The organism is Streptomyces bicolor (genome assembly GCF_000719285.1).
Lineage (GTDB): Bacteria > Actinomycetota > Actinomycetes > Streptomycetales > Streptomycetaceae > Streptomyces > Streptomyces bicolor.
Map to the genome: position 1 here is coordinate 142112 of NZ_JOFS01000006.1, position 17436 is coordinate 159547.

Below are 17436 nucleotides of genomic sequence, written 5' to 3' on the forward strand. Positions count from 1 at the left end.
GCGACACTCTGCCCGACCAACGGCAGAGATCACAGATGGCTTTCGCTTGGGCGGTCGTGCGGGTCGGATCGCACCGCTGTTGACCGTGGTTGTCCGTCCTTACGGGCACGCTATGGGCACGGGGTGCGGAGACCGGTGGGCAGAGTGCCTGCCAGGACGGGCGCGGTGTTGAGTTGGGCTCGGCCGGACGTCCAGTCGGGAACGCCTTCGCGCGTGCACAGAGCTGGTCGACGGCGTGGACCACAGCGCCGTGAAGCCGCAGACCTGCGTGCCGGTCTGCGTGCCGAGGAAGCATGTGATCAAGCAGCCTTTCGTGCCGTGCACCGGTCGCCGAGAAAACTGCGTCGGGGCGGCAACCTTCTCGTCCTCTGCGGCAACTGGGAGCCGGAAGGCCGAGTCGAACAACCGGATGGACGGGCATGAGGGCAACGCAGCACACCGCGCCGCAACCGTGGCGCAGGCGCGGACCGGTCACGGCACCGCCGTGCAGCCGGACGTCGCGCGGCCGAACGCCGTCCGGTTCGCCCGGTATTGACCAGTCCGCCGGTCAGCCTTCACCGCCCCGCAACCATGCACGACCGCCGTTCGAATCCCGGGATGGGCACTGTTAGGCTGCGCCCCCCGTTTTCGTTAAACGCGCAACTAACGCGCACGTCATGGCAAGGAGAGGGCGACCGGGGGATGGTCCTCGATGACGCGTCCGCGGAGTTCCACGAATTCTTCGAACGCCACTATGCCGAGCTCGCCCGTCTGGCACACCTCCTGACCGGCGAGACCGACGCGGCGGACGACCTCGCGGCGGATGCCCTGGTCGCCCTGTGGCAGCGCTGGGACCGGTTGCGGCAGGCCGACCACCCGCTCGCCTACGCCCGTGGTGTGGTGGCCAACCTGGCGCGGGGACGGATCCGCAGCACGGTCCGGGAGCGACGCCGGATCACGCTGTTCTGGTCCCGCAGCCCCGAGAAGGTGGAGGGGCCGGACATGGCGGCCGTGCTGGACGTCCGCGCGGCGCTCGCCCGGCTGCCGTTCCGCAAGCGCGCCTGCGTGGTGCTGCGACACGCCCTCGACCTGTCGGAGAAGGACACGGCGGCAGCGCTGGGCATATCGGTCGGAACGGTGAAGAGCCAGACCTCGAAGGGAATGGCCGAGCTGGAAAAGCTACTGGGCGCACACGCGGCCGGGGACCTGGTGCCAGGGAGGAGGAGGAACCGGTGAACGAGGAAATCGACCGTCGGCTGCGCGAAGCCGCCGAGGCCCACCGGCCCGACCGCGCGCGGATGCTGGCCCGGGTGGAACGCGGCATGGCCGGCCCCGCCGTCCGTCACCGCGCGCGACCGTTCGCGAGGTCCGGCACCAGGGTCGCCCTCGCCGGGCTCGCCGCCGGCGGCATCCTGACGACCGGCGGCCTCGCCGTCGCCGCCATCGTCGCGACCCCGTCGCCGTCGCCCACCGTGACCACGCCTGCCACCCCGTCCCCGACCGTCAGCTCCCCGCACCCGATATCGGCCCGCCCCACCCCTGTCGCGCCGCCCCCGGGCACCACCCCGGGCAGCTCGCGCCCGACTCCGTCGGCCACCAGTCCCTCGCCGACCGCCGACGAGAGCCAGTACGGGCCGTTGTGGTCGGCCGGCTCGCTTGATCCGAAGAGCACCGTCTACTGGACGCAGAGCAATCTCGTCCTCAAGGCGACGCAGCCGCTCACCTCGCTCACGGTCGAGATCCGGATCGTGCAGACCGGCGGGGCGAAGAGCACCGGCACCTGGCAGACCCTGCCGGGTGGTGACTTCACCGTCACCGTCCAGGAGGCCGGCGGCGCGCTGGTCTACCGCTGGGTCCTCAAGCCGGGCCTGACCGTGCCGGCCGGGAACCATGAGTTCGCCGCGCAGTTCAACAACGGCGCCGGCGAGCGCAGTGCCGCGGGCGACGGCTACCGCGTCGACGCACAGGGTTCGGGCGGCTCCGCGTCGGTCCGGGGAGGGTTCGTCCCGACCCGGTGAACGCCGCTGTGCGGCAAGGGGCGATGACGGCGGCCGTGAAGACTCTTCTGTGCGGCAGGGCGATGACGGCGGCCGTGAGAATGCTGCCCTTGATCGCGGCAACCTTTGTGTGCGTGGCGGCAACTGGCGGGTGACCGGGACCGGATCAAGTCCCGCCGTGCCAGAAGGACATGCCGTTGTCAGATCAGAACCGCTCTCATCGTCGCCGTCCGGCGACCCGCCGCGTGATCGCCGCCGCCGTGGTCCTCGCCGCCGCAGGCGCCGCCGTACCACTGGTCGCCCTGGCCGCACGCACGCCGGAGGCCGCCGCACCGGCCACGGCCGCCGACGCGGCGGCCGGCAGCGGCCGTTACTTCGGCACGGCAGTGGCCGCGGGCAAGCTCGGCGACTCCACGTACTCCGCCGTTCTCGACCGGGAATTCAAGATGATCACCCCGGAGAACGAGATGAAGTGGGACGCCATCGAACCCTCCCGCGGGTCGTTCACCTTCGCCGCCGCCGACTCGATCGTCAGCCACGCCTCCGCGCACGGCCAGCGCCTGCGCGGCCACACCCTGGTCTGGCACTCCCAACTGCCCAACTGGGTCAAGTCCATCACCGACGCCGGCACCCTGCGCACGGTGATGAAGAACCACATCACCACCGAGATGACCCACTACAAGGGCAAGATCTATGCCTGGGACGTGGTCAACGAGGCCTTCGCCGACGGCGGCAGCGGCCGGCACCGCAGCTCCGTGTTCCAGGACGTGCTGGGAGACGGCTTCATCGAGGAGGCCTTCCGCACCGCCCGGACCGCCGACCCCTCCGCCAAGCTCTGCTACAACGACTACAACATCGAGAACTGGTCCGACGCCAAGACCCAGGGCGTCTACAAAATGGTCAAGGACTTCAAGTCCCGCGGTGTGCCCATCGACTGCGTCGGCTTCCAGAGCCACTTCGCAAGCAGCGGCCCGCCGGCGAGCTTCCAGACCACCCTGTCCAACTTCGCCGCGCTCGGCGTGGACGTGCAGATCACCGAGCTCGACATCGCCCAGGCGTCCTCTACCGCGTACACCAACGCCGTCCAGGCGTGCATGAACGTCGCTCGCTGCACGGGCATCACGGTCTGGGGCATCCGCGACAGCGACTCCTGGCGCACCGGTGAGAACGCGCTGCTGTTCGACGCGGGCGGCAACAAGAAGCCCGCCTACAGCGCCGTACTCACCGCCCTGGGCAGCACCGGCAGCACCGGCAGCGGCGGCAGCGGCGGCACACAGGCCGGGGGCATCACCTCCGGCTCCGTCTACACGCTCTCCAACGCGGCGGCCGCCGGACGCGTTCTCGACGAGCCCGCGGGACAGAACGACAACGGCACCCCGCTCCAGGTGTGGGACGCCAGCGGCGCCTCCAACCAGCAGTGGCGAGCCAACCGGAACAGCGACGGCTCCTACACCCTGACCAACATCGCCAGCGGCCGGGTACTGGACGAGCCGGCCAACCGGACGGGCAACGGGACGAGGATGACGGTCTGGGACGCCAACGGCGGCGCCCACCAGCGCTGGAAGGCCCGCCAGAACAGCGACGGCTCCTACACGCTGACCAACGTCGCCAGCGGCCGGGCGCTGGAGCTCCCCGGCGGTCGGACCGCCAACGGCACTCCCGTCCAGATCTGGGACACCAACGGCGGCGCCAACCAACGCTGGAACCTCCAGCCGACCGTGGCGCCGAAGAGCGACACGTGTGCTCTTCCGTCGACCTACCGGTGGACCTCGACGGACGCGCTGGCGCAGCCGGCGAACGGGTGGGCCTCGCTGAAGGACTTCACCACCGTGACCTACAACGGCAAGCACCTGGTCTACGGGTCGAACTACTCGGGAACGGCCTACGGCTCGATGGCGCTCAGCCCCTTCACGAACTGGTCGGACATGGCCTCGGCCCGCCAGACCGGCATGAGCGAGAAGGCGGTGGCGCCCACGCTGTTCTACTTCGCGCCCAAGAAGATCTGGGTGCTGGCGTACCAGTGGGGTCCGTGGCCCTTCAGCTACCGCACCTCCAGCGACCCGACCGACCCCAATGGCTGGTCCGCGCCGCAGCCGCTGTTCACCGGCAGCATCCCCCGCACCGACTCCGCCACCGGCCCGATCGACCAGACCCTGATCGCCGACGACAAGAACATGTACCTGTTCTTCGCCGGTGACAACGGCAAGATCTACAAGGCGACCATGCCGATCGGCAACTTCCCGGCCAGCTTCGGCTCCTCGTATACGACGGTCATGAGCGACACGACGAAGAACCTGTTCGAGGCACCGCAGGTCTACAAGGTCCAGGGCCAGAACCAGTACCTCATGATCGTCGAGGCTCGCGGCGTGAGCGAGCAGCGCTACTTCCGCTCCTTCACCGCCACCAGCCTGAACGGTCCGTGGACCCCGCAGGCCGCCACCGAGTCCAACCCCTTCGCCGGCAAGGCCAACAGCGGCGCCACCTGGACCAACGACATCCTGACCTGCCTCCCGGAGAAGTCCCCAGCCCGACGAAGCTGACGAAATGCGCCCCCATCGAAGAGATGGGGGCGCATTCGTAAGCTTGACCTACTTGCGTGCTGTACGGCTACTTGAGCGCTGTACCGCCCGAGTTGTGATAGGCGATCGTCTTGTTGATCAGGTTTCCGCCGTCGGACTCGACCGTGGTCTGTTCCTCCTGCCCCGGACCGAAGAACAGGCCGGCGACGTGGGCGTTCGCGACCTGGTCCATGTGGGCGAAGAACCAGTCCACCTTGTCGTCCTTGTAGTGGTTGCGGGTGTTGTTCTGCGCCATGTTGCCCACCGGGATCTGCCACAGGACCACCGGCTTGCCCGCGGACTCGGCCATCGTCTTGTAGAACTTCAGCGCGGCGGCGGCCTTCTGGTCGGTCCAGAAGCTGTCACGGCTGCCGTGGGCCGGCTGTGCGTACCAGCCCGCGTCGCGGTCCGACACATCGCTGACCAGGAAGTCGGCGTTCCGTGCCCCGAGGTCCGCGTAGTCCTTGACGCACTTCTGGACGTTGCTCTCCCAGTCGAAGCAGGAGAGGTGCAGCCCCACGGCGGCGTTCGGCGCGTACTTGTGCGCCATGTGAATCAGGCACTGGGCGAGTCCGGACGCGCTGTTCTCCTGCGATCCGCAATCCGTCGGATTGGCGGCCGAGACCTGCGCGGGAACCTGGTGCAGATTGCCTAGCGTCCGGGCGAAGCCCCAGAAGTCGGGCTCAAGATCGATCGCGTCGTGCGACGTGCCGATCTTCTGGAGGAAGAAACGGTAGTCGTTCAGGTACCGGGTGAGCAGGTCACGCCTGTTGATGGCCTTGACCTCGCCCGGGCCGTCGCCCTCACCTGCCGCATCCCCGAGGTCGCGCAACGAGTACCAGGTCCAGAGCATCTTCTGCGGGCGCGGCTTGCCCTTGTACGTCGCGTCGGCCACCACGTCGTCCCGCCAGGTCACGTAAGTGCCGGGCGCCGTGGTGCTGCCGTTCCAGCAGCCCCACCAGCTCGACCACTCGTCCTTGCAGCGCGCTGCCGTGTAGTAATCCGACGAGGGCGCGGGCTGGCTGTGCACATAGGCGTAGCGCATGTCGAACGGCGCGGCGGTCGCGGAGGTGTCGGACATCGAGCCGCCGATGAGCACCTTGTCACTGCCCATGAAGCGCTTCGCCGAGCTGCTGCCACCGGCCGCGGGCGACGAAGGGGAAGACGAAGGCGAAGACGAGGGTCGCGTGTCGCTCGGAGTCTGGCTTGCGGGAACGCTGCTGCTCGGCGCGGGGGACGTACCGCCGCCGACACTCCCGACCGGGACGAGTTGCCACTGCTGATCGGCGCCGCCCCGGTCGCGGTTCTGGACGACGTTGCCCCCGTTGGCCTTGGCGGCCTTGCGGACACCGACAGCCATGCCACTGAAGCGATTGACCAAACGCACGTAGCCCTTCGACGACTTGGCCAGTTTGAACTGCTGGTTGGTGGCGTTCAGGTCTTTCCACTGCACGATGGCGGTGCCGGCGGTCTTCGACCAGCCGAGGTCGTCCAGCACCTTGCCGGAGGTCCGGTTCTGCAGCCGGTAGTACCCGTCACCCGCGTCGATGAACCGCCACTGCTGGTTGGCCCCGCCGTGGCGCGCCCACTGCACCACCGCCGCGCCGTCGTTCTTGGCGGAGCCGCGGTCGTCCAGCACCTTGCCGCTGTTGCGGTTGACCAGCACGTACCACTTCTTCAGATCCAGGGTTTTCTGGTCCGCCGAAGCCTGGCTGACCACGACAGCCGAGCCGGCCACGACCACCATGGCGAGACCTCCCCAGAGACCCCGATGCGCGAGCAACCGACGACCACGATGCTTCGGACGACCACCGCGCGCGCCGCCGTCGTCGGCACGGTGGCCGCCGCCACGGGACGCCACCGATGACGTGGGTGGGCCGGGGACATGCCTGTGCTCTCGTTCCAGGGACATGCCTGTGCTCTCTCTCAGCCGTTGCATCTGACCGGACCACTTGGCCGGACAACACTGAGTGGTCCGAGAGGCCGAAAAGGTTGCCGCGAAGATCCACAGATTTCTTCGCCTTGACCGCTTCCCGTTCGCGGCGGAGCACGGCACGCCTAACGCCGACGGTGGCGAACGCCTGATGGCTGGTCGGGGAAGAACGGCATGGGCATTCCCACCGCCGCCCTGCCGTAGCTGAACTCGGCCCAGGTCGCCCACCCCCGCGTACCGCCGGAGTCTGGGCGAGCTGCGCGAGATGGGCGTGCTGGTCGGCTCGTACGAGCCTCACTCACCGGCCCAAGGCCGGCGGTGGTGCTGATCGATACCGCTGGGAGGCACTGGTCTTTGTAGACCGCTGCCGTGGGCACGGCTCTGAAGCGCGGCGGGCCGGGCGCCGGAGTGAACGGGCTCCGCTCTCGGCTCGGCCGGCTCGCATGCCCGGCTCGGGGAGCGCCTGGCCGGTGACGGCGGCGATGCACTCCAAGTCGCGGTCGCGGTGCAGGTCCTCAGGAAGTGCCGTCCGCGGGTACGGGTTCGGTGAACTGGTCGAACAGCATGACGGCAACCCTTGTGACAAGGGACCAGTTCTCGTCGCCGTGCGGGTCCGCCAGGTCCCCGTAGCCGGCGATCCACCGCATGTGGAAGCCGTCCAGCAGGGAAGCGATGCTGGTGGCGAGGTGATCAACCTGGTAGGGCGCGCGCATGCGCAGTCCGTAGGTGTCGAGCAGGGCCTGGTACGCCTCGCAGGCCACCTTCGTGAACGATTCGCCGTAGTGCCCGAGGGCCTCACGCACGCGGGGGTTCGCGGCGCTGGCGTAGAAACCGAGCATCACCCGGTAGATCGGGTCCACCCGGTGGTTTTCGTGGTTGTCGGTCAGTACGTCGTTGAGGGCTTCCTGCCAGGTGATGCCCTTCTCGACGGCTTCCTCGAAGCGCCGGATGCTGTCGGGCAGACCCGGTACCAGTTCCGCCTGCCGGGAGGTGAGGTGGAACAACAGCTCGGCCTGGAAGTCGGCCTGAGCCGGCCAGATCTGGTAGATCGATCCCGTGGTGACCGCCGGTGCCGCCTCGTCGCCCAGCCGGTCCCGGATGATGCGGGTGGCCTCTTCCGTCACCTGCTTGACCCGCACGTGGGCCAGGGCGGCGGAGACCGCGGCCTCGCTGGTGTCGGCGGTTCCCGCACAGACGAGTTTGGTCGCCGCTTCGAGCATGAGGGCCCGGGTCTCCTCGAGCGATCGCCGAGGCAGCCTGCGCCTTCCGGCCTGCGTCGTCACACCCTCCCCCTCCCCTGTCTGATCGTTAAATCGAACTGCTTGATCGTTAAATCAAAGTGAACCAAGGCGTTGACAGGGGGTAAGCCTACACCTAGATTCCCGGTTCGTAAGAAAGTTACGAAACCTCGGGAAGGCCGTTTGACCAGGCCTTTCCGGGTGCTCCGAGCCGCCCTTCGCGCTGGCCACCCCGTGCGCTCCAGGTCCCCGGCCGGCCGTTCAACCCCCTGTTGCGCATGCCCTCGGCATGACTTCCCTTCGCTCCGCTCACGGAGGTTTCGTATGCCTACCCATCCGCGTGTCCGAGGACTGGGCCTGATCGCCTCCCTCATGGCGCCCGTCCTGGGCCTCACCGCCTGCAGTGGCGCGCAGAGCCCAGGCTCTGCCTCGGCCGGCGCTGCCGCAGCCGACTCATCGGCCGCCGCGGACACCCGCCCGTCGGCCGCCGTGGTGACCGACTATCAGAGTTACGTGGGAGGCAAGGCGGGCAAGGCCGACTCCGGCTTGTCCCCGGTCACTCTCGGCTGGGTGAACGTCGAGGGCGGCCCCGGCGGCAGCCCGGAGGCGACCCTGGGCGCCAAGGCAGCCGTTCGGTACGTCAACGAGAAGCTCGGCGGAATCGGCGGCCACCCGCTCGCGCTGAACGTCTGCACGGTGGTCTCCGCCGAGGAGGAGGGGCAGAAGTGCGGCCAGCAACTGCTCGGCGACAAGGCCGTCTCCGCCATCGGCCTCGGCAATCTGTACCTGGGCGACGCCTCCTTCAACTCCGTGGTGGCGGGCAGGAAGCCGGTTCTGGTCGGCGTGGCGACGGGTCCCACCCTGCCCACGGCGAAGAACACCTACAGCACCTTCGGCGACCTGCCGCACATCTTCGGCACCTGGGGCACGTACTCGCGTGACGTCCTCAAGGCGAAGACGGCGGCGGTCATCCACACGAACACCCCCGGCGACAAGATCGCTTCAAGCGCGGCGGTCAAGGGACTCAAGGCCGCCGGCCTCACCGTCAAGTCGGTCGGCTTCGACGCGCAGGCCACGGACCTGATCGGCCCGGTCACCGCGGCCGGCGCCAACTCCGCCGACGTCATCGTGCCCATCACGGTCGGCTCCGGGTGTGTCGGAGTCGCCAAGGCACTCAAGCAACTCGGCATCGACAAGCCCGTGGTGTCCACGCCCCTGTGCATGTCACCGGACGTGGCCAAGGGCCTGGGCGGTGACCTGCCCACGTGGACGTACGGCGTCGCCCAGACGCTGCCGACCGACACCTCGGCCGCCGACTCCAAGGCGTTCCTGACGGCATCCGGCCAGGCGGGGCTCGACAAGGCCACCGCGTCCCAGGTCTTCGCACCACTGGGCTGGAGCACGATCCTGACGTACGCCAAGGCGCTCAACGCCGTGGGAGCCGACAAGATCACCCCGGCGGCCGTCGCCGCGCAGCTGAAGAAGTTCACCGGGCCGGTCGTCATGGGCGCCGCCGAGGTCAAGTGCGCCAAGTACCCGGACGCCCCCGCGGTCTGCAACGACCAGGCGCGGTTCTACCAGTACAAGGGCAAGGGCGCCTTCCAGCCGCTGACCGACTGGCTCCGCCCGCCCCGGTGACCCCCGTCCCACCGTCCGCCCGGGTCGCGTCCGGCCCGCGACAGACCTTCCCGTGCCGTGTTCCCGAGGCCCGACGGCTCCCCTACGGCCTTCCTATGGCCTCAGGAACACGGCGCTCCAGGAGTAAGAAATGGAACAGATCCTGCTCTTCGCCGTGCTCGGCCTGGGCCAGGGGGCACTGATCGCCGGCATCGCACTCGGCGTCGTGGCGACCTACCGGGGCTCGGGCATCATCAACCTGTCGACCGGCGCTGTCGCGATGGTCGCCGGTTACGTCTTCTGGGCCCTGAGCACCGGCTTCTTCGGCTTCTCACTGCCGACCGCCGCCGCCATGGCGGGGGCGCTGATGGCGGCGCTCGCGGTCGGTGTGCTCACCGAAGCAGCGGTGTTCAAGCCCCTGCGTGCGGTCTCACCCCTGGCCAAGCTCGCGGCGTCACTCGGCATTCTGCTCACCCTGCAGGCCACGTGCTGCTGGTGTTCGGAACCCAGCCCCAGCAGGCCCCCAGCATCCTGCCCTCGAACGCCGTCACCGTCCTGGGCGTCACCACGCCCGTCGACCGTTTCATCCTGACCGGGCTGGTGATCGCCGTCGCGCTCGCCCTCGGTGCCCTGTACCGGTGGACCCGGTTCGGGCTCGCCACCCGCGCCGCCTCGGAGAACGAACAGGCGGCCCTGCTGGCCGGCCTGTCGCCCAACAGCGTCTCCCTCGCCAACACCCTGCTGTCCGCGCTGATCGCGGGGCTGCTCGGGGTTCTGGCCGCACCCATCGTCCAGGTCGACTCCGTCACGCTCCCGCTGCAGGTGGTCCCGGCCCTGGCGGCGGCTCTCTTCGCCGGATTCACCTCACTGTGGATCGCCTGCTCCGCCGGCATCCTCATCGGCGTCATGCAGTCGGTCGTCTACTACCTGTCCACCCAGAGCTGGTTCCCGACCGACAACGGCAACGCCATGCCCGGACTCCAGCAGCTGCTGATCTTCATCCTGATGATCATCGCGCTCTACGTGAAGGGAGCGGGCCTGCCGCGCCGCGGCGAAGTCGTCGAGCAGCGGCTGCCCGCCGTACCGCTGCCGGACCGACTGCTCCGACCGGCCGTCCTGGCCACGGCCGCCGCCGCCCTCGCCCTGATCGTGCTGCCGTTCGACTTCCGCCAGGCGCTGACGAACTCGCTGATCGGCGCGATCATCGTCCTCTCGTACGTCGTCATCACCGGCTACGTGGGACAGATCTCCGTGATGCAGCTCGCGCTCTCCGGCACCGCCGGTTTCGTCCTGTCCCACCTGGCGACCGGACTGCACATCCCCTTTCCCTTCAACGTCCTCGGCGCGACCCTCCTGGCCACCTTGCTCGGCGTGGCGGCCGGCATCTCCGCGCTGCGGGTCCACGGCGTGAGCCTGGCCGTCGTCACGCTGGCCGCCGCGCTCGCGATGGAACAGGCCCTGTTCACCAACACCTCCTTCGGCGGCACCGCCGGAGTGACCGTGCCCCCTCCCCGCCTGTTCGGGGTGAACCTCGGTCCGGGGGCGGCCTTCCGCGGCCTGGACGGCAACGAACCCAGCCCTCTCTTCGGCTTCCTCGTCCTGTCCGTCGCCGCCGCCCTGGGGCTGTACGTGGCCAACCTCAGGCGCACCGGGCTGGGGCGGCGCATGCTCGCCGTCCGCTCCAACGAGCGCGCGGCCGCGGCGGCAGGCGTCAACGTGCGGGGAGTGAAGATCGCGGCGTTCGCCATCAGTTCCTTCATCGCCAGCGCCGCGGGGACCCTGTACGGCTACAACTTCGGCTCCGTCAGCGCGGTCCGGTTCACCGCGCTGGCCGCACTCGGCCTCATCGGCTTCGCCTACATCGGCGGCATCACGATGGTCTCCGGAGCCGTCATCGCCGGCCTGATGTCCACCGAGGCACTCATCCCGCACGCCCTGGACAAGTGGTTCGGCATCAAGGGGAGCTGGGCTCTGCTCTTCGCCGGCGTCTCCCTGATCGTGACGCTGATCGCGAACCCGGACGGCATCGCGGGCGCCAACCACCGTCGCAAGAAGGCCAAGCAAGCCGCCCGCGCGGCGAAGGCCGCCCAGACCCGCGCCGAAAACGCCACGCCGGACACCGCCGGAGCCGAAACGGCGCCCACCCCCGCGGAGGTCGCACGATGAGCATGTTCAAGGTCCGTTCGCTGGGCGTCAGTTACGGCGGCGTCCACGCACTCAGCGACGTCAACCTGGATGTCGCCGAAGGCCAACTGGTGGGACTGATCGGCCCCAACGGCGCGGGCAAGACCACCTTCGTGGACGCGGTCAGCGGACTGGTCGGCGCCCGGGGCCGGGTGGAACTGGACGGCGAGGACCTGACCGGCATGCCGGCGCATGCCCGGGCCCGCCGAGGGCTCGCCCGCACCTTCCAGAGCAGCGAGCTCTTCGAAGACCTCACGGTGACGGAGAACCTGCGCGTGACGGCGGAACAACCGACCTGGGTCAGGGCGTTCGGCGAGACCTTCGGCCGCCGCACACCGCCGCCCTCGGCCGTCGCCGACGCCCTCACCACTCTGGGCCTGCAGGATTTCGCCGACGCATCCCCGGCCGAGCTGTCCCAAGGACAGCGCAAACTCGTCGGCGTGGCCAGGGCGCTGGCCGCCCGCCCCCGCATCATCTGCCTCGACGAGCCCGCCGCCGGCCTGGACACCACGGAGAGCGCCGAACTCGGCCGCCGCCTGCGCGCCGTCGCCGACGCCGGTACGGCACTGCTCCTCATCGACCACGACATGGGCCTGGTGATGGGCATCTGCGACCACCTGGTCGTCCTGGAGTTCGGCAAGGTGATCGCGTTGGGACCCCCGAGCCGGGTCCGCGACGACCTCGCCGTCATCACCGCCTATCTCGGCGCGTCCGCCGTCCAACCCGCCGACGCACCCGTACCCGACGGCGGCACTCCTTCCTCCCTCACCACCGGCCGGCCCGGGGTCCCCAGCAGCGCACCGGAGACAGCATGAGCACACCCGTACTGGAAGTGGCCGGACTCACGGCCGGCTACGACGGAGCCCCCGTAGTCCGCGACCTCGACATCACCGTCGGCGCAGGCGAGGTGGTCGCCCTGCTGGGCGCCAACGGGGCGGGCAAGACCACCACCCTCAAGGCCGTCTCCGGGCTGCTGCGTCCCTCCACCGGCACCATCACCTTCACCGGAACACCCCTGGACCAGGTGCCGGCGGCGGCCCGCGCGCGACGGGGCATCGCCCACGTCCCGGAAGGCAGGGGCATCTTCTCCTCACTGACCGTGGCGGAACACCTGCGGCTGCGACACCGGGGGGAACGGCTCGACGAGGAGGCGGCGTACGCCTACTTCCCGGTCCTGACCCGCCTGCGGGACCGCAAGGCCGGACTCCTGTCCGGCGGAGAACAGCAGATGCTCGCTCTCGGACGCGCCCTGGCCCGCCGTCCCAAACTGCTGCTGCTCGACGAACTCAGTCTCGGCCTCGCCCCGGTCATCGTCGAGGAACTGCTGCCCGTCGTCCGGCGCTTCGCCGACGATTCCGGCTGCGGGGTGCTGCTCGTCGAGCAGCACGTCGGCCTCGCCCTGGAAGTCGCCGACCGAGGCTGCGTCCTCTCCCACGGCGAACTCACCGTGCAGGCCACGGCCCGGGAACTGAGAGCGGACCGGTCCCGGATCGTGGCCGGTTACCTGGGCGCAAGTTCCTGACCGCCTTACCGGCACGGACCACGCCTCTCCACTCACCCTTTCCCAGGAGAATCATGTTCACTTTCGACAGCGGCAAGGACGGCGTACGCATCCACGTGCACGAGTGGCAGCCCGCCGGACCGCCGCGCGGCGTGGTGCAGATCGCGCACGGCATGGGCGAACACGCCGGCCGATACGCCGCGCTCGCCGAGGCGCTGACGGCCCGGGGCTTCGCCGTGTACGCAGGCGACCACCGGGGACACGGGCTTAGCAGGCACGCCGCACCCGGCCATCTCGGCGAGGACGGCTGGAACAGCCTCGTCGGCGATCTGGTGACACTCTCCGAGACCATCCGGGAGCGGCACCCCGGTCTGCCCCTGGTGCTGCTCGGTCACAGCCTCGGCTCCTTCGCCGCGCAGCAGTACGCACTGCACCACTCCCACCTGATCGACGCCCTGGCTCTGGCCGGTACCACCGCGGTCGACGCGATGCTCGCCAACCAGGCGGCCGACACCGGGGACCCGCTCATCGCCCTCAACAAAGGCTTCGAGCCTGCTCGGACGCCGTTCGACTGGCTCAGCCGTGATCCCGAAGCCGTCGACGCCTACCTCGCGGACCCGCTCTGCGGCTCCAGCCTCGACGCCGAGGGAATGCGGCAGGTCGCCGCCGCCTCGACAGCACTCGCGCAGCCCCGGGGCATCCCGGCACAGCTGCCTGTCCACGTCCTGGTCGGCGACCGGGACCCGCTCAACGCCGGGCTCACGCTGAGTGACCTGCTCGTCGACCGCTACCGGCAGGCCGGCCTCACCGACATCACCTACCGCGTCTACCCCGAAGCGCGGCACGAGCTGTTCAACGAGACCAACCGCACCGAAGTCGAGGGCGACCTGCTGGCCTGGCTGGAGCGGATACTCGCGCACATCAAACAAACCCCAGGCCGCTGACCTGGGGTTTCATCATGGAGCGGGTGACGAGAATCGAACTCGCGCTCTCAGCTTGGGAAGCTGATGTTCTACCATTAAACTACACCCGCGTAAGACGCTCGCTTCGGGAAGATCCGGAGGCGGTGTCCGATCGCTTCGTCACTGTACCTCATCTCCGGCCCCGGGCGCTGAAGCCCTGGGCCTGAGTGCGTTTCAGGGGTGGGATACGCGTGCGGGGGGCCGGAGTTGGGGCGTACGGTGGAGGGGTGGGAGAGGGGCCGGGCGGGGTCGGAGTGCCGCCTGGAGGGCCGTCCCTTTGATCCCGTAATGTGGCCTCTCGTCGTCAGGCAGGCAGCAGCCAGACGCGGCTCTTGGGGAAGGGACTCAAAGGACTTGATGGAGCGCACCGTCGTCCGTTGTGCCGATGGGCACGTGTTCAGCACCGCTTCGTTCCCGATGCAGCAGGCCGAGCGCCTCGGCCCCGGCCGGCTCGTCCGGTGTCCCCGGTGTGCCCGGCTCCGCAGTGTGGTGCCGGTGCAGCTGGAGAAGCGCTAGCGGAAGTAGCGACAGCAGGGCAGCGCCGGGCGCGCGGGCGGTCACGATTGTGGTCGTTCCGCGCGCCTTGCGTATCCTCGGGGCGTGCTTCTCTCAGACAAGGACATCCGGGCCGAGATCGACGCCGGGCGGGTACGGATCGATCCCTTTGACGAATCCATGGTGCAGCCGTCGAGCGTCGATGTGCGGCTGGACCGGTACTTCCGGGTGTTCGAGAACCACCGGTACCCGCACATCGACCCCGCCATCGAGCAGGCGGACCTCACGCGGCTCGTCGAGCCCGAGGGCGATGAGCCGTTCATCCTGCATCCCGGGGAGTTCGTGCTCGCCTCTACCTACGAGGTCATCACGCTTCCCGATGATCTCGCGTCCCGGCTCGAGGGGAAGTCCTCCCTCGGCCGGCTCGGGCTCGTCACCCACTCCACCGCCGGGTTCATCGACCCGGGGTTCAGCGGGCACGTCACCCTTGAGCTGTCCAACCTCGCGACCCTCCCCATCAAGCTCTGGCCCGGCATGAAGATCGGCCAGCTGTGCCTGTTCCGGCTCTCCTCGCCCGCCGAGTTCCCGTACGGCAGCGAGCGGTACGGATCCCGGTACCAGGGGCAGCGCGGACCCACCGCCTCCCGGTCCTTCCAGAACTTCCATCGGACCCAGGTGTGAGTGGCGGGATGACCGACAAGGACGGGCAAGTACGCGAGAACCTCACCTACGAGCAGTTCGGCGCCGCCGTCCGCGAGCTCGCGCAGACCATCGCGGACGACGGGTACCAGCCGGACATCGTGCTCAGCATCGCCCGCGGCGGGGTCTTCGTCGCCGGTGGGCTCGCCTACGCCCTCGACTGCAAGAACCTTCATCTGGTGAACGTCGAGTTCTACACGGGTGTGGGGACGACGCTTGAGATGCCCGTCATGCTCGCCCCCGTCCCCAACGCGATCGACTTCACCAACAAGAAGGTGCTGATCGCCGACGACGTCGCCGACACCGGCAAGACGCTCAAGCTCGTCCATGACTTCTGCCTCGATCATGTCGCCGAGGTGCGGTCCGCCGTGATCTACGAGAAGTCCCACTCGCTCGTGAAGTGCGAGTACGTGTGGAAGCGCACCGATGACTGGATCAACTTCCCGTGGAGTGTGTTGCCTCCGGTACACCGGTCCGGGGAAGTGGCCAAGCCGAACAGGGAAGCGCTCTAGCAGGCGTTCTGGAAGACGTTCTGGCAGGTATTCCGGCAAGCGTTCCCGGGCGCGCAGCCTGCGGGTGTTAGCGGATATCGGTCGCCTGGGTAGCACATCCCGGTGGACTGGATATCCCCGGTGAGCACCCTGGCCGGTGCCGTGGTCGGTGTGAGTTCCGCTCTGATCGCCGAGCGCATCCGCTGGCGTCGTGACCAGCAGAGGGAAGCGGCTCAGACGCGCAGGGCCGTGTACTCCGACTTCCTGATGGCGCTGAGCCGAGGGCACTCGGACATGCGGACGGTTGTCCTCCAGCCTGGCGGCTCGACCGGTGATCGACTCTACGCCGACCTTCATCAGGCTCTGGACGGCTCGGGCATCTGGCGGCTGAGGCAGAGCCTGTCACTCACCGCTTCGGCCGAGATCATTCGGCTGGCGGTCGGAGCGTGCGACGCGCTGACGCGGATGAGAGACGGGCTCATCGAAGAACCCGACGTCAGAGGCGACTCCTACGCCCGGATCCGGGCCGACCTCTGGCGGGAGAACGCTCATCTCCGGGAGGCCATGCGCAGGGATCTGGGTATGGACGGTCCGCCGGATCCTGAGGTCGGCCAGTACCGGTATCCGGCCACACCGTGACGCGTGGGCCCGGCGGCGCCATGAACAGGGCCCCCGGCGTGCAACGCCGGGGGCCCTCTCACGTACCCATGTGCTCTAGAACGTGCCCAGCTTCACGATCGACAGCAGCGCGATCAGTTGGATCGCGCTCGCGCCCAGTGCCTTCGGCCACGGCAGGTCGTGGGACTTCGAGACCATCAGGGTGAACAGGGCGCCTGCCGCCACCCAGGTCGCCCAGCCCAGCGCCTGGACGAACGTCGCGTCGCCGCCGGCGAACATCGCGAAGATCAGGCGGGGGGCGTCCGTGAGGGACATGATCAGCATGGAGAGGCCGACCGTGGGCTGCCAGGCGCCGTCGCCGCCCAGCTGGCGGGCGAGGGTGTGGGTGACCACGCCCAGCACGAAGGACGACAGGACGATGGCCACGGCGGTGGTCAGGACGATCGGGACCGCGTTGGAGAGGGTCGCGTTTATCGCGTCCTCCCGGGCGGTGTCGAAGCCGAAGACGGCCAGGAGGCCGTAGAGGAACGTCACGATCAGGGCGGGGCCCCACATCGTGTAGTCCCGCATCTGGAGGAAGGTCTGGGAGGGGGAGGTCACGATGCCCCGCAGCAGGGCCTTCCAGTGCAGGCGGGGGCCGACCGGGCCGGCCGGCGCGGCACCGGCCTGGTAGGTCTGGCCCTGGCTGTAGGGGTCCTCGTCGACCGAGAACGCCTGGGTGTGGCCCGGGTTGTTCGCCGCGTACGGGTCCGGGGCGGCGCCGCCCGGGCCGTGCGGGTAGTCGCCGTCGCCGAAGTACTCCGGCTCGCCATGACCGCCGTGGCCCCCGTGACGGCCGTGGCTTCCGGCGCCGTAACCGCCGTAGCCGCCTCCGCCGTTGGCCTGCGGCCAGCCGCCACCGCCGCCGCCCGAGCCGCCGTACGGCGGCTGCGGCGGCGGGGGATAGCCGCCCGACGGTCCCTGGGGCGCCTGCTGCCCGTACGGAGGTTGTTGGGGGCGCGTCTGCGGGGTGCCGTTGTTCCGGCTGCCCCGTCCGATCCTGAATCCAGCCACGTCTTCGAACGTACCTGGTCCCGGAGATCCGCGTGCCGGGCCCAGCGGTTCGGGCCCGGCTTTGCTGCCGAGCTGTGACATCCCTTAGGGGGAGAGGCCCTGACCCCTTAG

General features: G+C 69.2%; 16 protein-coding genes, 1 tRNA gene and 1 pseudogene. 14 read left to right on the top strand and 4 right to left on the bottom strand.

The window, feature by feature from the left end; translation table 11 throughout:
- The first annotated feature begins 250 nt into the window (after positions 1 to 250).
- The 4 genes from IF78_RS48325 (at position 251) to IF78_RS0109515 (ending at position 4516) form a co-directional block, all read left to right on the top strand.
- Positions 251 to 535, top strand: coding sequence for a hypothetical protein (locus IF78_RS48325; protein ID WP_158751320.1), 285 nt, complete (start codon positions 251 to 253; stop codon positions 533 to 535).
- Positions 536 to 681: 146 nt separating this feature from the next.
- Positions 682 to 1215, top strand: coding sequence for a SigE family RNA polymerase sigma factor (locus tag IF78_RS0109505; protein WP_031482907.1), 534 nt, complete (start codon positions 682 to 684; stop codon positions 1213 to 1215).
- The gene (locus IF78_RS0109510; RefSeq protein WP_031482905.1) at positions 1212 to 1997 is read left to right on the top strand and encodes a superantigen-like protein SSL4; all 786 of its coding nucleotides are present in this window, start codon (positions 1212 to 1214) and stop codon (positions 1995 to 1997) included. The genes IF78_RS0109505 and IF78_RS0109510 overlap by 4 nt, the downstream gene beginning before the upstream one ends.
- A gap of 170 nt (positions 1998 to 2167) precedes the next feature.
- Positions 2168 to 4516, top strand: a complete 2349-nt coding sequence (locus tag IF78_RS0109515; RefSeq protein ID WP_244889795.1) for a non-reducing end alpha-L-arabinofuranosidase family hydrolase — start codon at positions 2168 to 2170, stop codon at positions 4514 to 4516.
- Positions 4517 to 4583: 67 nt separating this feature from the next.
- Here the strand turns inward: IF78_RS0109515 and IF78_RS0109520 are convergent, their stop codons facing one another.
- Positions 4584 to 6281 (bottom strand): RICIN domain-containing protein, encoded by a 1698-nt coding sequence (locus IF78_RS0109520; protein ID WP_031482900.1) that lies wholly within the window; start codon positions 6279 to 6281, stop codon positions 4584 to 4586.
- A 360-nt stretch (positions 6282 to 6641) separates the two neighbouring features.
- On the opposite strand from IF78_RS0109520, the pseudogene IF78_RS49545 reads away from it, so the two are divergent.
- Positions 6642 to 6820: pseudogene (locus IF78_RS49545) on the top strand (flavoprotein); the annotation flags it as partial.
- 162 nt (positions 6821 to 6982) lie between these two features.
- Here IF78_RS49545 and IF78_RS0109525 read toward each other — a convergent pair.
- Positions 6983 to 7687: a hypothetical protein gene (locus IF78_RS0109525; RefSeq protein WP_031482898.1), complete on the bottom strand. Its 705-nt coding sequence runs from the start codon at positions 7685 to 7687 to the stop codon at positions 6983 to 6985.
- Positions 7688 to 8029: 342 nt separating this feature from the next.
- Between IF78_RS0109525 and IF78_RS0109530 the strand changes: the two genes are divergently transcribed.
- The 6 genes from IF78_RS0109530 (at position 8030) to IF78_RS0109550 (ending at position 13951) form a co-directional block, all read left to right on the top strand.
- Positions 8030 to 9343, top strand: a complete 1314-nt coding sequence (locus IF78_RS0109530) for an ABC transporter substrate-binding protein (protein ID WP_031482896.1) — start codon at positions 8030 to 8032, stop codon at positions 9341 to 9343.
- 130 nt (positions 9344 to 9473) lie between these two features.
- Positions 9474 to 9914 carry a hypothetical protein gene (locus IF78_RS49550; RefSeq protein ID WP_234439837.1) on the top strand — a complete coding sequence of 147 codons (441 nt, stop codon included), beginning with the start codon at positions 9474 to 9476 and terminating at the stop codon, positions 9912 to 9914.
- On the top strand, positions 9809 to 11488 hold the full coding sequence (locus IF78_RS43460; protein ID WP_234439836.1) for an ABC transporter permease subunit: 1680 nt from the start codon (positions 9809 to 9811) through the stop codon (positions 11486 to 11488). The genes IF78_RS49550 and IF78_RS43460 overlap by 106 nt, the downstream gene beginning before the upstream one ends.
- Positions 11485 to 12321, top strand: a complete 837-nt coding sequence (locus IF78_RS0109540; protein ID WP_031482894.1) for an ABC transporter ATP-binding protein — start codon at positions 11485 to 11487, stop codon at positions 12319 to 12321. The genes IF78_RS43460 and IF78_RS0109540 overlap by 4 nt, the downstream gene beginning before the upstream one ends.
- A complete protein-coding gene (locus IF78_RS0109545; RefSeq protein WP_031482892.1) occupies positions 12318 to 13028 on the top strand; it encodes an ABC transporter ATP-binding protein in 711 nt (236 codons plus the stop codon). The genes IF78_RS0109540 and IF78_RS0109545 overlap by 4 nt, the downstream gene beginning before the upstream one ends.
- A 53-nt stretch (positions 13029 to 13081) precedes the next feature.
- Positions 13082 to 13951 carry an alpha/beta hydrolase gene (locus tag IF78_RS0109550; RefSeq protein ID WP_031482890.1) on the top strand — a complete coding sequence of 290 codons (870 nt, stop codon included), beginning with the start codon at positions 13082 to 13084 and terminating at the stop codon, positions 13949 to 13951.
- 15 nt (positions 13952 to 13966) lie between these two features.
- Here the strand turns inward: IF78_RS0109550 and IF78_RS0109555 are convergent.
- Positions 13967 to 14040 (bottom strand) — tRNA-Gly (locus IF78_RS0109555).
- A 529-nt stretch (positions 14041 to 14569) separates the two neighbouring features.
- Here IF78_RS0109555 and dcd point away from each other — a divergent pair.
- From dcd to IF78_RS0109575, 3 genes are all read left to right on the top strand, one after another.
- Positions 14570 to 15145, top strand: a complete 576-nt coding sequence (gene dcd / locus IF78_RS0109565) for a dCTP deaminase (protein ID WP_031482888.1) — start codon at positions 14570 to 14572, stop codon at positions 15143 to 15145.
- 8 nt (positions 15146 to 15153) lie between these two features.
- Entirely contained in the window at positions 15154 to 15675 is a 522-nt protein-coding gene (locus tag IF78_RS0109570) for a phosphoribosyltransferase (protein ID WP_031482885.1), read from the top strand.
- A 102-nt stretch (positions 15676 to 15777) separates the two neighbouring features.
- Positions 15778 to 16293, top strand: a complete 516-nt coding sequence (locus tag IF78_RS0109575; protein ID WP_037640065.1) for a hypothetical protein — start codon at positions 15778 to 15780, stop codon at positions 16291 to 16293.
- Between the two features lie 75 nt (positions 16294 to 16368).
- Here IF78_RS0109575 and IF78_RS0109580 read toward each other — a convergent pair whose 3' ends face one another.
- Positions 16369 to 17406 carry a Yip1 family protein gene (locus IF78_RS0109580; RefSeq protein ID WP_078662364.1) on the bottom strand — a complete coding sequence of 346 codons (1038 nt, stop codon included), beginning with the start codon at positions 17404 to 17406 and terminating at the stop codon, positions 16369 to 16371.
- Between the last annotated feature and the right edge of the window lie 30 nt (positions 17407 to 17436).

Bases quoted from the DNA above. Each gene is read 5' to 3' on its own strand.
- IF78_RS0109515 (WP_244889795.1), top strand. From the start codon at position 2,168: ATGCCGTTGTCAGATCAGAACCGCTCTCATCGTCGCCGTCCGGCGACC.
- IF78_RS0109540 (WP_031482894.1), top strand. From the start codon at position 11,485: ATGAGCATGTTCAAGGTCCGTTCGCTGGGCGTCAGTTACGGCGGCGTC.
- IF78_RS0109550 (WP_031482890.1), top strand. From the start codon at position 13,082: ATGTTCACTTTCGACAGCGGCAAGGACGGCGTACGCATCCACGTGCAC.
- IF78_RS0109545 (WP_031482892.1), top strand. From the start codon at position 12,318: ATGAGCACACCCGTACTGGAAGTGGCCGGACTCACGGCCGGCTACGAC.
- IF78_RS0109505 (WP_031482907.1), top strand. From the start codon at position 682: ATGGTCCTCGATGACGCGTCCGCGGAGTTCCACGAATTCTTCGAACGC.
- IF78_RS0109530 (WP_031482896.1), top strand. From the start codon at position 8,030: ATGCCTACCCATCCGCGTGTCCGAGGACTGGGCCTGATCGCCTCCCTC.
- IF78_RS0109570 (WP_031482885.1), top strand. From the start codon at position 15,154: ATGACCGACAAGGACGGGCAAGTACGCGAGAACCTCACCTACGAGCAG.
- IF78_RS0109525 (WP_031482898.1), bottom strand. From the start codon at position 7,687: ATGCTCGAAGCGGCGACCAAACTCGTCTGTGCGGGAACCGCCGACACC.
- IF78_RS49550 (WP_234439837.1), top strand. From the start codon at position 9,474: ATGGAACAGATCCTGCTCTTCGCCGTGCTCGGCCTGGGCCAGGGGGCA.
- IF78_RS0109580 (WP_078662364.1), bottom strand. From the start codon at position 17,406: ATGTCACAGCTCGGCAGCAAAGCCGGGCCCGAACCGCTGGGCCCGGCA.
- IF78_RS0109520 (WP_031482900.1), bottom strand. From the start codon at position 6,281: ATGGTGGTCGTGGCCGGCTCGGCTGTCGTGGTCAGCCAGGCTTCGGCG.